Genomic DNA, 13935 nt, shown 5'->3' on the forward strand with positions numbered 1-13935 from the left:
GAGCACGGGCGGCGCGCCCGGCCGCTGGGGCGCGCGGGCCAGCTCCGCGACCGCCTGCGCCACCAGCAGGCGGAGCCAGCGGGCGTAGGCGCCCATGCGGTTGGGCGGCAGCACGAGGAACACGGTGGCCGAGCCGTCGCGGAGATCCCGCCAGCGGAAGTCGGAGCGACTCATGGCGGCGGCGAGGCGCGGGCTGTCGAGGAGGTGGGTGTGGCGCTGGGCGGAGGAGAGCACGCCCGCGGCCTCGCGGTCGGCCTTGCCGAGCTGGCGGGCGGCGGCGCGGGCCACCAGGCCGCCGGCGGCGTCCGCGTCGGCCGCCATGGCGCGGAGCAGGGCGTCCCACTCGCGGGGCGGGAGCGTCAGCAGCCGGCGCAGCTCGGGCAGCCCGCGTCGGCCTTCCCCGCCGCGGCAGGCGAGGTGCATCAGCAGGCCGGCGATCAGCGCCTTGGCCTCCTCGTTCCAGTGCGCCTCCGCCACCTGGCCGGGCGGGTCGAAGACGAGCGCGTCGGCGAGGGTCGCGGCGTCGTCCGCCAGGTCGGGGGAGGCGGGATCGAGGACCGCGGCCGGGTCGTAGCAGGCGGCCGGCAGGCCGGAGGCGCCGAAGGGATCGAGGACCCACACCGGGCCGAAGCGCCGGCGGGTGCGGGCGGCGACGCGGGCATTCTCGCCCTTGGGGTCCACGCAGACCACGGGCCGGTCGGCCAGCAGCAGGTTCGGCAGCACGGTGCCGGTGCCCTTGCCGGAGCGGGTGGGGGCGACCGTGAGGAGGTGCGCCGGGCCGGCGTGGCGCAGCAGCGGGCCGAAGGCGCGGCCCCGGCCCTCGCCGCGGCCGACGAGCAGCGCGGCGGGGTCGGCGGCGAGGGCGGGGGAGGCGAGGTCACGCGCCAGCTCCCGCTGGCCCATCCACGCGGCCGAGCCCATCACGTCGGGCGGGGCCGGGCGACGGAAGGCGGCGAGGAAGCCGAGGGTGGCCATGACGAGGCCGCTCAGCAGGATGCCGCCGCTCCACACCAGGTCGCCCCAGCCCGCCGGCGCGAACTGGCCGAGCACGGCAAATACCACGAAGCCCACGAGCATGCCCACGAGGCCGGCGGTGGCGGCGCGCACCGTGGCGTTGCCGAGGCGCCAAGTGAAGGCGACCGCGCGCCACGCGGCGAGCAGCGCCCCGCTCACGGCGAGGCACCCCCTTCCTCCTGCCCCGGCGTGCCGGCCGCGGCGGCGGCTTCGCGGTCCGCATCGAAGGCGCGCAGCCCCGCCCGGCGCCAGCGCGCGCGGAGGTGCTCCGGGTCGTCCTCGCCCATCCCGCGCAGGCCCGCCGCCGCTTCGAGGAGCGTGCCGAGCATCGTGGCGCGGTCGTCGTCGGTCAGCTCCACCAAGCCGGCCTTGGCGACGAGGCCGCCCAGCTCAATCATGTGCCGGGTGCGCTCGCGGCGGGCCTTCGCCCAATCGCGGGTGTCGGTGCGGGCGCGGGCGGCCTCGATCCGGTTACGCACCACCGCCAGCCGCCGGAGTGCCCGGTCCAGCCGCTCCAACTCCGCCCGCAGGCTCGCCGGCTCCGGCCTTCCCCTTGCCGCCTCGCTTGGCACCGTCGCGAAAGAAGGCGGCGCCGCGTTCGGTCCACCTCGCGACAGCCTCGGGTTGCTTCTTGGATTGCTCGACGGCGGCGAGGAGCACGCCGGCGAGGGCCTCGATGGGGAGGGCGTCGGCGCCGGTGACCTGGACCAGCTCGCCGAGCTGGGTTGTCTTCTGCCCCTTGAGCTTCTTGGCGCGCTCCATGAGGGCGGCGAGTTCGGTGTCGTAGTCGCGTGGCTTACGGGCCATCGTCACCCCCGCGGCTGTTGGTCGCGCGATCGGCTGGACCGCGCGGGTTCGCGGCAGGCTGGCAAGTTGGGAGGAGATGCACAAGCGAAGGCGCGGGCATGTTTCGATGCCGCACGCGGAAGGGTCGGATGCTACGCCTAGGGTTGCGGCGGATAGTGGCAGGAGCGCCCGCACCCCGCGTCACTCCGCCGAGCCCGTCAGGGCGAGAGCAGGGAAGTGCGCGCTTATACGTCGCGTTGCGACGTGCGCGGGCCGGCTGCTAGGCTGCCGGCCGGGAGCACCGGAGCCAGGAGGGCGGCGGGCGCGTGGCGATCTACCACTTCTCCGCCAAGGTAATCGGGCGTGGCGCGGGCCGCAGCGCCGTGGCGGCGGCGGCCTACCGGGCGGCGGAGCGGCTGCACGACGAGCGGCTCGGCCGCGCGCACGACTTCACGGCCAAGGCCGGCGTGGTCCATTCGGAGATCCTCGCCCCGGAGGGCGCGCCGGAGCGGTGGCGCGACCGCGCGACGCTGTGGAACGAGGTGGAGGCGGGCGAGCGGCGCAGGGACGCGCAGCTCGCGCGGGACGTGGAGATCGCCCTGCCGCGCGAGCTGTCGCGGGCGGAAGCAGTCGCGCTGGCGCGGGACTTCGTGGCCGAGCAGTTCGTCTCCCGCGGCATGGTGGCCGACCTCAACGTGCACTGGGGCGTGGGCCGGGACGGCGAGGCGCAGCCGCACGCGCACGTCATGCTGACGATGCGCCGGGTGGAGGGCGACGGGTTCGGGCCGAAGGAGCGCGACTGGAACGGCACCGAGCTGCTCGTCGGCTGGCGCGAGCGATGGGCCGACATGGCGAACCAGCGCCTCGCCGAGCTGGGGCACGAGGTGCGGATCGACCATCGCAGCCTGGCCGCCCAGGGGATCGCGCTGGAGCCGCAGGGCAAGGTAGGGCCGGCGGGGGAGAGGCGGGCGGAGCGGGGCGAGGACGCCGAGCGACGGGCCGAGCACGACGCCATCGCGCGGCGCAACGGCGAGCGGATCGCCGCGGACCCGAACGTCGCGCTCGACGCAATCACCCGGGGGCAGTCCACCTTCACGCGTCAGGACCTCGCGCGCTTCGTGTCGCGGCACACGGACGGCGCCGGCCAGTTCGCGTCCGTCATGGCGAAGGTGGAAGCCTCGCCGGAGGTGGTGCGGCTCGGCCAGGATGGGCGCGGGCGGGAGCGCTTCACGACGCGCGACATGCTCGCCGTCGAGCAGCGGATGGAGGACGCGGCGGCCGCACTCGCGCGCTCCCCCAAGCACCTGGTCGAGCGGGTGGTGGCCGAGCGCACGGTGCGCTCGGCCGAGGTGAGAGGGATGCGGCTCGGCGACGAGCAGCGGGCGGCGGTGCGGCACGTCACCGGGGGCACCGACCTGGCGCTCGTCGTCGGCTACGCCGGCACGGGCAAGAGCGCGATGCTCGGCGTCGCGCGCCAGGCATGGGAGGACGCGGGCTATCGCGTGCGCGGGGCCGCGCTGTCCGGCATCGCGGCCGAGGGCCTGGCGGCGGGCAGCGGCATTCAATCGCGCACGCTGGCGAGCCTCGAATGGGGCTGGAAGGAGGGCCGCGAGGGCGACCGCCTCACCAAGAGGGCAGAGCGTCGGTTGTTATATGGACAACGCGAAGGGTGAACGGGGCTGGAACACGGGTCATGCGGCCATCCTGCCGCGGCCCTGGCTGAGTGGCCGGCGGCGTCCGGCGGTGGCCGCGGCGCGGTCCCAGAGGAAGTCGCCCGAGAAGCCGATGTGCTCCCAGGTCAGCGGGGAGGTGTGGGCGAGGAGCTCGTCCGGCACCGGTTGGCCCTTGGCGCGCAGGTGTGAGACGGCGTCGGTGATGTAGGTCGAGTTCCAGTAGACGATGGCGGCGATCACTAGGTTCAGGCCGGAGGCGCGGAACTGCTGGGCATCGTGGCCGCGGTCGGCGACGCGGCCCTGCTTGAAGGTGAATACCGCCTGAGCCAGCGCGTGGCGCTGCTCGCTCTTGTTCAGCCCGGCCTGGCAGCGCCGCCGGAGCTGCGGCGATTCCAGCCAGTCGAGCATGAACAGCGTGCGTTCGACACGGCCCAGCTCCTGCAGGGCGAGATCAAGCTGGTTTTGCCGGCGGTACGCCGCGAGCTTCTTCAGCATCGCCGAGGGCAGCACCGTGCCGGCGCGCAGCGAGGCGACGAGCCGCAGCACCTCGAGCCAGTGCTCCCGGGCCACGTCCGCCTTGATCCGCCGGCCCATCAGCGGGGCGAGGTCGCCATAGGCGGAGGCGGGCTCCAGGGTGGCGAGCCGGCGGTCGGCGAAGTCGCGCAGGCGCGGGCAGAAGCGGATGCCCAGCATGACGCACAGGATGAAGACGTGGTCCGAGGCGCCGCCGGTGTCGACGAAGTGCGTACCGATCCGCAGCGCCGTGCCGTGGTGCAGCAGCCCGTCCAGCACGTAGGGCGCCTCGTGGCTGGTGGCCGACATGACCCGCGCGCTGAAAGGCCCATGCTGATCGGAGACGTGCGTGTAAAAGCCCAGGCCAGGATCCGGGCCGTAGCGGGCGTTGACCTCGCCGGCGGCGTCGCCGCGCCGGGCCGAGCGGAAGAACTGCCGGTCCGACGACGAGGTGGTGCCGTCGCCCCAGGCGGCGGCGACCGGCAGTGCGTGGTGCGCGTCGATGATCCGCGCGAGGGCCGCCCGGTAGGTTTCCGGGCGGATGTAGGCATCGGCCGTCCAGACCAGCCGATCGCGGGTCACGCCGTGGCTCGCGGCCGCCATGCGGCCGAGGCCGAGGTTGGTGGCGTCCGCCAGCACGGCGGCGAGGAGCGCGCTCTCGTCCTCGCAGCGCTCGCCGGTGCGCAGGTTGGTGAAGGCCGCGGCGAAGCCGGTCGCGCGGGCGACGTCGTGCAGCACCTCGGTGATCCGCGCCGCCGGCATCAGCGCCTCGATTGCGCCGGCGAGGGCCAGCGCCTCCGGTGGGGCGGAGGCCCGCACCGGGGCGACGTGCAGCCGGCCGTCACGGAACTCGACGCCCTCCAGCTCGCCCCGTTTCAGCCGGCGTGCGAAGTGCCGCAGGCGGCGGTCGAGCTCGGCGCCCCGCGTCGCCAGCCATTCGTCGGCGGTCGCCGGCAGGCCGAGCTCCGTCACGGCGGCTGGCACCCCGCCGGCGGGCAGCAGGTAGCTGTCGAAGCGGCGGTAGCCGGAGGACCGCTCCACCCAGACGTCGCCCGACCGCAGCCGGTCGCGCAGCGTCGCCAGCACCGCGGTCTCGTAGAGCCGGCGGTCTGGCGTTTCCCCGGCCGTGACCAGGCGGCGCCACGCCCTGCGGAACGGCATCGGCGCGTCCGGCGGCACCTCGCGCCGGCCGGACCGGTCCAGCTCGACGAGCAGCCGCAGGGCGGCCAGCACCGGGTTGTCGGCGCGGGCGGCGCGGAACTCCAGCGCCCCGATCAGGTCGGGGGCGAACTTCCGCAGCGTCCGCCAGCGTCCGGCCGCGCGCAGCAGCGGATCCTCCTCGGCGAGGTCGGCCAGCTCAGCAACCTCGCCGCGCACCTGCAGCAGCCTCGCCCAGCCGACGGCCTCGTCCACGGCCTCGAAGGCGTCGAGGTCGCCCTCCTGGGCTGCGGCGAGCGCGTCGATGGTGCCGTGGAACAGGCGCATCAGCCGGCCGACGTCGCCGGCACTGGCCGCGTAGCGGCGGCGCGCGGCGTTGCGCGCCCGAGCGAACAGCCCGCCGATCAGCCGGTCGGCCATGTCGAGCACCGCGTCGGTGAGGCGGGCCTCGAGGTCGGCGACGGTGGCCGCGAGGATGGCGCGGCGCCGCCGGGCACTGTAGCGGGCGAGCTGGTGGGCGTCGGACGCGTGACCCTCGCGGACGAACCGCTCCAGCCGCGCCTCGTGCACACCCGCGGGGACCCCGGCTGGCAGGCCGATCGCACGCGCCAAGCGCAGCCGATCGAGCAGTTCGCGGACGTGGTCGGCCTTGGGTGCGACCGGCACCGCCTTGAGCCAGGCGAAAGGCGTTACCCCGAGCGCGGTATCCACTTCCAGCAGTCGCTCGAGCTCGGCCACCTGCGCCTCTGTGACTGCGCCGAGCACCGCCTCGGTCGCGCGCCGGCGGGCCCGTGCGCGCCCGGCGATGGCGGCGCGCTCGATCACCGCTGTGGCCGGCAGGATCACGCGCGCCCTGCGCAGCGCTTCTACGACGGCGGCCGCGATCGGCGCGCCCGCATCCGTGCCGCGGGCCGCCTCCGCGGCGGCCTCAACCATGAGCGGCAGGTCGGCCCCCGTCGCGGGCCGCAGGCCGAGGGCGGCGGCGAGCTCGCGCGCGTGGTCGGTCACGGTCTGTGGGCGGCGCGCATAGCGGGCGAAGGCCGTCGGCGGGATCTCCAGCCGCCGTGCCATCCAGGCCACCAGGGTCTCGACCGGCTGGCCGAGGTTGGCGAGCGTCGTACCCGGGTGGCGCAGCAGGGCGAGCTGCACGGCGTACCCGAGCTTGCTGGCATCGCCCCGGCGCGCGGCCACCAAGTCCCGGTCGGCGCGCGACAGGGTGAAGCACCGGGCCAAGCCGTCCGGGTCGGCCGGGATGCAGAACAACTCCCGGCGCTCCGCATCGGTCAGCAGATCTCGTCGTGCCACGGCCTGTCCCCGTCCCGGAAAGGCCCATGATGATCGTGGACGCAACGGATTTGGGAGACGTAATCTGTGGACGGGTTCGGCCGGCGCCGCGCGGCGGCGCGCGGGCCGTCCAGGAACCGGACGGTTCGGAGACACCATGGGCGATGTCCTGGGCTACGCGCGGGTCTCCACGGGCGACCAGGACGTCGCCGGGCAGGAGCTGCGGCTGCGCCAGGCCGGCGCCCTCCGGGTGTTCACCGACGTCCGTTCCGGCCGCTCGATGGAGCGGCCCGGCCTCGGCGCCCTGCTCGACTACGCGCGGCGCGGCGACACGCTGGCCGTCGTGCGGCTGGACCGGCTCGGCCGGTCGCTCGTCGAGCTACTGGCGACCGTCGCCATGCTGAAGGAGCGCGGCGTCGCGCTGCTCAGCCTGGAGGAGAAGATCGACACCTCGTCGGCTGCCGGCGAGTTGGTGTTCCACGTGTTCGGCGCCATCGCCCACTTCGAGCGCCGGCTGATCGCCGAACGCACGCGCGACGGCATCGCCGCCGCACGCGCCAAGGGCAAGCAGCCGGGCCGACAGCCGCTGGATCGGGAAAGGGCCGAGGCGGCGTTGAAGCTGGTCGGCGCTGGCCTGTCGCCCACCGCGGCCGCCCGCCAGGTCGGTCTCGGGCGCTCGACGGTCTACCGCGAACTGCGCCGGGCCGGAGCCGATCGCCTCACGACATGATGGTCGTGGTTGGGCGGTTAGCAGCTGTAGAGGGTTTGCCGTTTGAAGATCTGGTCTAATCGCAGCGTGCCAAATCCCTGTGCCGGCAAGACGGACCGCGTCTCAGAGATATTTTGTGATGGCCTTGAATTCCTCGATCGGGCCACGGTCCGATTTAGGGACGGTACCCACGACATGGTCGAGGCAGTGCTCGAGATGGTCGTGAATAAGCATCCGCTTGGCGTTGGCGATGGCCGCTTCCACCGCATGTAATTGCTGAGCAAGGTCGAGGCAGGAGCGCCCTGCCTCAATCATCTCGATGACGCCTAAGAGGTGTCCGGAGGCGCGCTTGAGGCGCTTCACCACCTCGGGGTGGCTCGGGTGGAGGTGCGGCTCGGCCATCGCTTGACCTTATCCCCTCCAGGGGGATAGGGTCAAGCTGTCCGGGCGCATCCTGGCCGGTTCTGGCCAGAGGCTTCGCTCGCCGCAGGAGTGACATGGCACCGACCGCCCGCGCATTGGCCCGCCGCTTCGCCGCAGCCCTGATGCTGCTGGCGGTGCTGGTGCTCGGCCTGCACGAGGCATTTGGGAGTGCACACGGCGCTCCGCCGCCGGCGGTTGTTGCCTTGCAGCAATCGGCCGCGCTTGACCACGACGAGGCCGACCGCGGCCCGATTAAGTATCCGGCGGTCATCTGTAACACCAATCGGGTTTGTCTGGTCGGCCGGCCGCTGCCTCCAATGGTTGCGGTCGTGACGCCTATAACCGCCCGTGTCGTCCTTCCTTCAGCCACCGCGCTGCCGACGGGCGTCGATCCCGCCGGGCTGCGACGACCACCGCGGGCCATAGCCATCGCCTGACCGTCGCGGCTCCCTCCTCGGGTTGCTGCGGCGTCCTGCATTGTCTGCCGCGATGACCGAGGCTGAGGCCCGATGTTTCTGCAAGATCACTTCAACCCGCGGCGCCGCCGTGGGGCTACGCTGGCGACGTTCAGTTTGGCTTTTCTGCTTGCTGGCGCCGCCCCTTGGCCGGCCTCGGCCGAGACCAGGGCCCGCACCGTCGGCGTCAATGGGACTATCCGGGTCACTTCCCCCGAGGAGGCTGTCGCCGCGGCGCTACGGCGTTCGCCCGTTCTCGGCGCAGCGGAAGCCGGGGTCGCTGCCAGCCGCGGCAATCTGACCCAGGCCGGCCTCTTGCCGAACCCTGCCCTCGGACTGTCGGCCGAGAACATCGGTGGCAGCGGGCGCTACCGCGGCACCGAGGCGGCGGAGACCACCTACCAGTTGGCCCAGCGCTTGGAGGTCGGCGGCCAGCGTGGCGCCCGCGTCGGCGTCGCCCGCACTGAGGTCACGCTGGCCGGGCGCGACCTGGTCGCCATCCGCCTCGATGTGGTCCGGGCGGCGCGCCAAGCCTATGCCGAGGCGACTGCCGCCCGCCGGGCTACACGGATTGCCGCAGAGGGCGTCAGGCTCGCAGAGGAGGTGCTCCGCGCCGCCCGCGAGCGGGTGAGCGCCGGGCGAGAGCCGCTGCTGCAGCAACGCCGTGCCGAGGTGTCCCTCTCGACGGCCCGCATCGCCCGCAGCCGCGCAGAGCGCGAGGCGGAGGTGGCGCAGCGGGCCCTGGCTGTGGTGCTGGCAGCGAGCGAGGTCGAACTCGGGCCCTCGGACCGCTGGTTCGACGACATCGGACCCGACCCGGCCGGCCGGGCGCCGCTCGACCCAGTCGGCAACCCGGACTTCGTCCGCTGGCGCGACGAGGTCGCCCGTGCCGATGCCATCCTCGATCTGGAGCGCCGCCGCGCCATTCCCGACGTGACGGTCGGCGCCGGCCTGCGCCGCTTCGCCGACAGCCGCGACACTGCCGTAGTGCTGAACCTCTCAGTGCCGCTTCCGGTCTTTGACCGCAACCAGGGCAACATCGCCCGCGCCGGGGCCGACCGGACGCGCACCGAGCGCGTCGCCGAATTGAACCAGCGTGCTCTGACCGCCTCGCTGACCGATGCGGGGCAGCGGTTGACGACCGCTTGGCGGGAAGCTGAGGGCCTGCGGCGTGTTGTGGTGCCCGGCGCCGAGCAGGCCTTCGGCTTCGCACGCGAAGGCTATGCGGCGGGCCGCTTCTCCTTCCTTGAGGTGCTGGATGCGCAGCGCACCCTGTTGGAGGCCCGGACTCAGCTGAACGCTGCCCTGCGTGATGTCCATCTCCGCCGCGCCGAGTCGGATCGGCTTTCTGGCGGTCCAGCCCTTCCCGATGTGCCGAGCCTGACAGGAGGCCGCCCATGACGACCCGGTCCACCTTGCTCGTCGGCACGGCGGCCGGCCTCATGGGCATCGCCATCGCGGCCATGCCGCCGGTCGCGGGCGTGCTCCACCGCGTCGTCGGCACCACCACGACCGACCAAGTGGCGGCGCCGCAGCCCGCCAAACGTCCTGCGGCTGACGAGGAGCCGACGCCGGAGGGTGTCGTCCGTATGGATGAACGGCAGGTGCAGGAGCTCGGCATCCGGGTGCAGCCCGCTGGTGGCGGCACCATCGCCCGCGACATTCACGTGCCCGGCACCGTCACCGCCAGCGCCGACCGTTTGGTTCGCGTTCCGGCCCGCGTGTCCGGCATCGTGGCTGAGCTGCGCCGGCGTCCCGGCGATCAGGTCGCGGCCGGCGACCTGTTAGCGGTGGTCGATAGCCGCGAGATCGCCGACGCCAAGTCCGAATTTCTTGCTGCCCAGCGCGCCGAGCAGTTGGCTCGTACTGTCTTCGACCGTGAGAAGCGCCTGTGGGACCGGCGGGTCACGGCCGAGCAGGACTTCCTCAAGGCCAGGGCCGACTGGGACGCGGCGCGCATCCGGGTTGACCTCACCCAGCAGAAGCTGGCCGCGCTCGGCCTGGGCGAGGTGGAGGTCTCCATTCTCGCCCGCCAGCCTGCCTCCGCTTTGCCACGCAAGGAAATCCGGGCGCCCATCGCAGGACGGGTGACGGAAAGGAACGTGGACCTCGGCGGCGCGGTCTCGCCGGAGACGCAGGCCTTCGTCGTAGTCGACCTTTCCACGGTCTGGGTGGAGACGGCAGTCCCGGCCACGGACCTCGCCTTCGTGCGCGAGGGGCAGGCGGTCACCGTGACTGGCCCGGTGCCCGACCTGCGCGGCGAGGCGCACCTCATCTTCATCAGCCCGACGCTGGACAGCCAGACTCGGGCGACGCGGGCAGTCGCCGAGATGCCGAACCCGGATGGCACCTGGCGACCCGGCATCTTCGTCTCCGCCACGGTCCAGACGGCAGAACAGCAGGTGCAACTGCTGCTCCCCCGGGAGGCTCTTCAGACGGTCGACAACCGTCCCGTGGTCTTCGTCCGCACGGATGGGGGCTTCGAGAAACGGGAGGTGACCCTCGGGCGCGGTGACGACCGTGCCGTGGAGGTGGTCTCCGGCCTGGCCGCGGGCGAGCTGATCGCCGTCACCAAGACCTTCTTACTGAAAGCCGAGCTCCGAGCCGGCAGCGACGATTAGGGGGCGCCCACCATGATCGCCCCCATCCTCGACTTCTCCGTCCACCAGCGCTGGCTGGTCGTCCTGCTGACGCTCGCCTGTGCGGGTTTCGGCATCCGCTCGCTACAAATGTTGCCGATCGACGCTGTGCCCGACGTCACCAACCGGCAGGTGCAGGTCAACTCCGTCGCACCTGCTCTCTCGCCCTACGAGATCGAGCGACTTGTCACCTATCCCGTCGAAACGGCCTTGGCCGGCATTCCGGGGCTGGACACCACGCGCTCGCTCTCGCGCAATGGCTTTTCCCAAGTCACCGCCGTCTTCCATGACAACGTGGACGTCTACTTCGCCCGGCAGCAGGTGATGGAGCGCTTGGCGCAGGCACGGGATACTCTGCCGGACGGTATCGAGCCGCAGATGACACCGGTCTCGACCGGCCTCGGCGAGATCTACATGTGGGCGCTCGACTTCCTGCCTCGGGGTCAGGGCGCCCCGGTGCGCGACGGCAGGCCAGGTTGGCAGTCCGATGGCAGCTATCTGACGCCGGAAGGCGAGCGGTTAACCACCGACCTGGAGCGGGGCGCCTACCTGCGCACCCTGCAGGACTGGATCATCCGGCCGCAGATGCGCACGGTGCCCGGTGTCGCCGGGGTGGACTCGCTCGGTGGCCACGCCAAGCAATACCACGTGCAGCCAGACCCGAACCGCCTCGTCGCGCTCGGGCTCGGTTTCGAGGATATCGCCGCCGCGTTGGAGAGGAACAATGTCAGCCGCGGCGCCCGCTACCTTGAGCGCAACGGTGAGGGCTATGTGGTCCGCTCCGCCGGGCGTCTTGAATCCATGGCTGAGATTGGCGAGGTGGTCGTTGCCACGCGCGAGGGCGGCGTGCCCGTGCGGGTGAAGGATGTCGCCGAGGTCTCCATCGGTCGTGAGCTGCGCACGGGCAGCGCAAGCCTCAACGGCCATGAGGTGGTGGTAGGCACGGCGCTGATGCTGGTCGGCGGCAATAGCCGGACCGTGGCGCAGGCGGTCGGCGCCAAGTTGAAGGAAATCAGCCGGTCGCTGCCGCCTGGCGTCCAGGCGCGGACCATGCTCGACCGCTCCGGCCTGGTGAACGCCACCATCTACACCGTGGCGAAGAACCTCGCGGAGGGTGCAGCGCTGGTCGTTGCGGTGTTGTTCCTGATGCTCGGCAACCTGCGCGCTGCGGTTATCACGGCGATGGTCATCCCGGTGACCATGCTGCTGACCGTCACCGGCATGGTCGAGGCCGGTATCAGTGCCAACCTGATGAGCCTCGGCGCTCTCGATTTTGGCCTGATCGTCGATGGCGCGGTCATCATCGCCGAGAACAGCCTGCGGCACCTGGCGGAACGCCAGCGTGACGAAGGACGCCCACTGTCGCTGGAGGAGCGGCTGCAGACAGTGGTCACCTCGGCGCGGGAGATGATCCGGCCCTCGGTCTTTGGTCAGGCCATCATCATCCTGGTTTATGTGCCTTTCCTCACCCTCACCGGGGTCGAGGGACGGATGTTCGCGCCCATGGCGCTGACCGTCGTCATCGCTCTTGGCGCCGCCTTCGTCCTCTCGCTCACATTCGTGCCGGCGATGGTGGCGATCGCGGTGACCGGCCGGGTGTCGGAAACCGACAATTTCCTGATCCGTGCCGCCAAGCAGGGCTATGCCCCGGCGCTCCGCCATGCGGTGCGGCGGCCACTTTTGGTCGTGGGTGCCGCCGCTGCGCTCTTCGCCGGCTCGGTGCTGCTGGCCGGCCAGCTCGGTCAGGACTTCATGCCGCAGCTTGACGAGGGTGACATCGTGGTCGCGGCGGTGCGCATCCCCAGCACCTCGCTCAGCCAGTCGCAGGAGATGCAGCTCGGCATGGAGCGCGCCATTCTCCGCCTTCCCGAGGTCTCGCATGTCTTCTCCAAGGCTGGGACGGCGGATCTCGGTGCCGATCCGATGCCGCCGAACGCCGCCGATGCGTATGTCATGCTGAAACCGCGCGCCGAGTGGCCCGATCCGTCGCTGCCCAAGGACGAGCTGATCCGCCGCGTCGAGGCAGCCATCGCCCGGCTGCCGGGCAACGGTCCGGAGTTCAGCCAACCGATCCAGATGCGCTTCAACGAGTTGCTGGCGGGCGTGCGCGGCGACGTCGCGGTGAAGGTGTTCGGCGACGAGTTCGGTCCAATGCTGCGGACCGCCAACCAGATCGCCGCGGTGCTCGGCAGCATCCCGGGCGCCGAAGACGTGAAGGTCGAGCAGGCGGCGGGCCTGCCCTTCCTCGAGATCACGGTGGACAAGGCTGAGATCGCTCGGCGCGGCCTGACCGTCGCGGCAGTGCAGGACGTGATCGGCGCCGCCATCGGCGGCCGGGAGGCTGGTTTCATCCTAGAGGGCGACCGGCGCTTCCCCATCGTGGTCCGCCTGCCAGATGCGGTGCGGGACGACCTGGAGGCGCTGCGGAACCTACCCGTCCCCTTGCCGCGCGCCGAGCGCCCCGGCAGCGAGCGGGCGTCCGCGATGCCGCAATCTGTACCGTTGCGGAGTTTGGCGAGCTTTCGATTCACCGAGGGTCCGAACCAGGTCAGCCGGGAGAACGGCAAGCGGCGGGTCGTAGTAACGGCGAATGTCCGCGGGCGTGACATCGCTTCGCTAGCGGCCGAGGCGCAGGCTCGGGTGGAGCGGGAGGTCCGGGTACCACCGGGCTACTGGCTCACCTGGGGCGGGCAGTTCGAGAACCTGACCGCGGCCCGGGCCCGCCTGATGGTCGTCGTGCCGGGCTGCTTCTTCCTGATCTTCCTGCTGCTTTACACTGCCCTCGGCTCGCCGCGCGACGCCCTGCTGGTGTTCAGCGCGGTGCCCCTGGCGCTGACCGGTGGCATCGTGGCGCTCTGGCTGCGCGATATGCCGCTCTCGGTTACCGCTGTGGTCGGCTTCGTCGCGCTCTCCGGTGTTGCCGTGCTGAACGGCCTAGTCATGCTGACCCATGTCAAGCAGCTGGTCGCAGAGGGGCTACCACAGCGCGAGGCCATCCTGCGTGGTGCCATCGACCGGCTCCGCCCCGTCATTATGACGGCGCTGGTCGCTTCGCTCGGTTTCGTGCCGATGGCGGTCGCCACCGGTGCCGGGGCGGAGGTACAAAAGCCGCTCGCAACGGTCGTCATCGGCGGCCTGATCACCGCCACGCTGCTGACGCTGCTGGTGCTGCCGGCGCTTTACGCCCGATTCGGCAGCGCTGTGACCGTGCCGGCCACCTTACCCAACGCACCGAACCTGGCAGCGCACCCGGCCGCTGAGTGACCGCTGTCGACTATCCC

General features: G+C 72.0%; 10 protein-coding genes and 1 pseudogene. 6 read left to right on the top strand and 5 right to left on the bottom strand.

Annotation, left to right across the window (positions count from 1 at the left end):
• The 3 genes from LHA35_RS22695 to LHA35_RS22705 all read right to left on the bottom strand — a co-directional run.
• Positions 1-1173, bottom strand: a 1173-nt coding sequence (locus LHA35_RS22695) for a type IV secretory system conjugative DNA transfer family protein (protein ID WP_226612402.1), incomplete at its 3' end; no start/stop codon positions are given.
• Positions 1170-1481, bottom strand: coding sequence for a conjugal transfer protein TraD (locus LHA35_RS22700; protein WP_338050957.1), 312 nt, complete (start codon positions 1479-1481; stop codon positions 1170-1172). The genes LHA35_RS22700 and LHA35_RS22695, both read right to left, overlap by 4 nt.
• Positions 1482-1485: 4 nt before the next feature.
• Positions 1486-1821, bottom strand: a complete 336-nt coding sequence (locus LHA35_RS22705; RefSeq protein ID WP_226612501.1) for a conjugal transfer protein TraD — start codon at positions 1819-1821, stop codon at positions 1486-1488.
• Positions 1822-2126: 305 nt separating this feature from the next.
• Between LHA35_RS22705 and mobQ the strand changes: the two are divergent.
• Positions 2127-3407 (top strand): annotated as a pseudogene (mobQ, locus tag LHA35_RS22710) (MobQ family relaxase); the annotation flags it as partial.
• An 84-nt stretch (positions 3408-3491) separates the two neighbouring features.
• On the opposite strand, the gene LHA35_RS22715 reads toward mobQ, so the two are convergent.
• Complete coding sequence (locus tag LHA35_RS22715; RefSeq protein ID WP_226612409.1) at positions 3492-6449, bottom strand: Tn3 family transposase; 2958 nt, start codon at positions 6447-6449, stop codon at positions 3492-3494.
• 136 nt (positions 6450-6585) lie between these two features.
• Between LHA35_RS22715 and LHA35_RS22720 the strand changes: the two genes are divergently transcribed.
• Positions 6586-7158, top strand: coding sequence for a recombinase family protein (locus tag LHA35_RS22720; RefSeq protein ID WP_226612413.1), 573 nt, complete (start codon positions 6586-6588; stop codon positions 7156-7158).
• 102 nt (positions 7159-7260) lie between these two features.
• Here the strand turns inward: LHA35_RS22720 and LHA35_RS22725 are convergent, their stop codons facing one another.
• Positions 7261-7539: a metal-sensing transcriptional repressor gene (locus tag LHA35_RS22725; protein WP_226612417.1), complete on the bottom strand. Its 279-nt coding sequence runs from the start codon at positions 7537-7539 to the stop codon at positions 7261-7263.
• A 95-nt stretch (positions 7540-7634) separates the two neighbouring features.
• Between LHA35_RS22725 and LHA35_RS22730 the strand changes: the two genes are divergently transcribed.
• From LHA35_RS22730 to LHA35_RS22745, 4 genes are all read left to right on the top strand, one after another.
• Entirely contained in the window at positions 7635-7997 is a 363-nt protein-coding gene (locus LHA35_RS22730) for a hypothetical protein (RefSeq protein WP_226612419.1), read from the top strand.
• Positions 7998-8069: 72 nt separating this feature from the next.
• Complete coding sequence (locus LHA35_RS22735) at positions 8070-9416, top strand: TolC family protein (RefSeq protein ID WP_226612426.1); 1347 nt, start codon at positions 8070-8072, stop codon at positions 9414-9416.
• Positions 9413-10636 carry an efflux RND transporter periplasmic adaptor subunit gene (locus LHA35_RS22740; RefSeq protein WP_226612428.1) on the top strand — a complete coding sequence of 408 codons (1224 nt, stop codon included), beginning with the start codon at positions 9413-9415 and terminating at the stop codon, positions 10634-10636. The genes LHA35_RS22735 and LHA35_RS22740 overlap by 4 nt, the downstream gene beginning before the upstream one ends.
• A 12-nt stretch (positions 10637-10648) precedes the next feature.
• Positions 10649-13918 carry an efflux RND transporter permease subunit gene (locus LHA35_RS22745; RefSeq protein WP_226612430.1) on the top strand — a complete coding sequence of 1090 codons (3270 nt, stop codon included), beginning with the start codon at positions 10649-10651 and terminating at the stop codon, positions 13916-13918.
• Positions 13919-13935 lie beyond the last annotated feature (17 nt).

This window comes from Roseicella aerolata, from assembly GCF_020523605.1.
In the GTDB taxonomy this organism is placed as follows: Bacteria; Pseudomonadota; Alphaproteobacteria; order Acetobacterales; family Acetobacteraceae; genus Paracraurococcus; species Paracraurococcus aerolatus.

Bases quoted from the DNA above. Each gene is read 5' to 3' on its own strand.
- LHA35_RS22705 (WP_226612501.1), bottom strand. From the start codon at position 1,821: ATGGCCCGTAAGCCACGCGACTACGACACCGAACTCGCCGCCCTCATG.
- LHA35_RS22720 (WP_226612413.1), top strand. From the start codon at position 6,586: ATGGGCGATGTCCTGGGCTACGCGCGGGTCTCCACGGGCGACCAGGAC.
- LHA35_RS22725 (WP_226612417.1), bottom strand. From the start codon at position 7,539: ATGGCCGAGCCGCACCTCCACCCGAGCCACCCCGAGGTGGTGAAGCGC.
- LHA35_RS22730 (WP_226612419.1), top strand. From the start codon at position 7,635: ATGGCACCGACCGCCCGCGCATTGGCCCGCCGCTTCGCCGCAGCCCTG.
- LHA35_RS22735 (WP_226612426.1), top strand. From the start codon at position 8,070: ATGTTTCTGCAAGATCACTTCAACCCGCGGCGCCGCCGTGGGGCTACG.
- LHA35_RS22740 (WP_226612428.1), top strand. From the start codon at position 9,413: ATGACGACCCGGTCCACCTTGCTCGTCGGCACGGCGGCCGGCCTCATG.
- LHA35_RS22745 (WP_226612430.1), top strand. From the start codon at position 10,649: ATGATCGCCCCCATCCTCGACTTCTCCGTCCACCAGCGCTGGCTGGTC.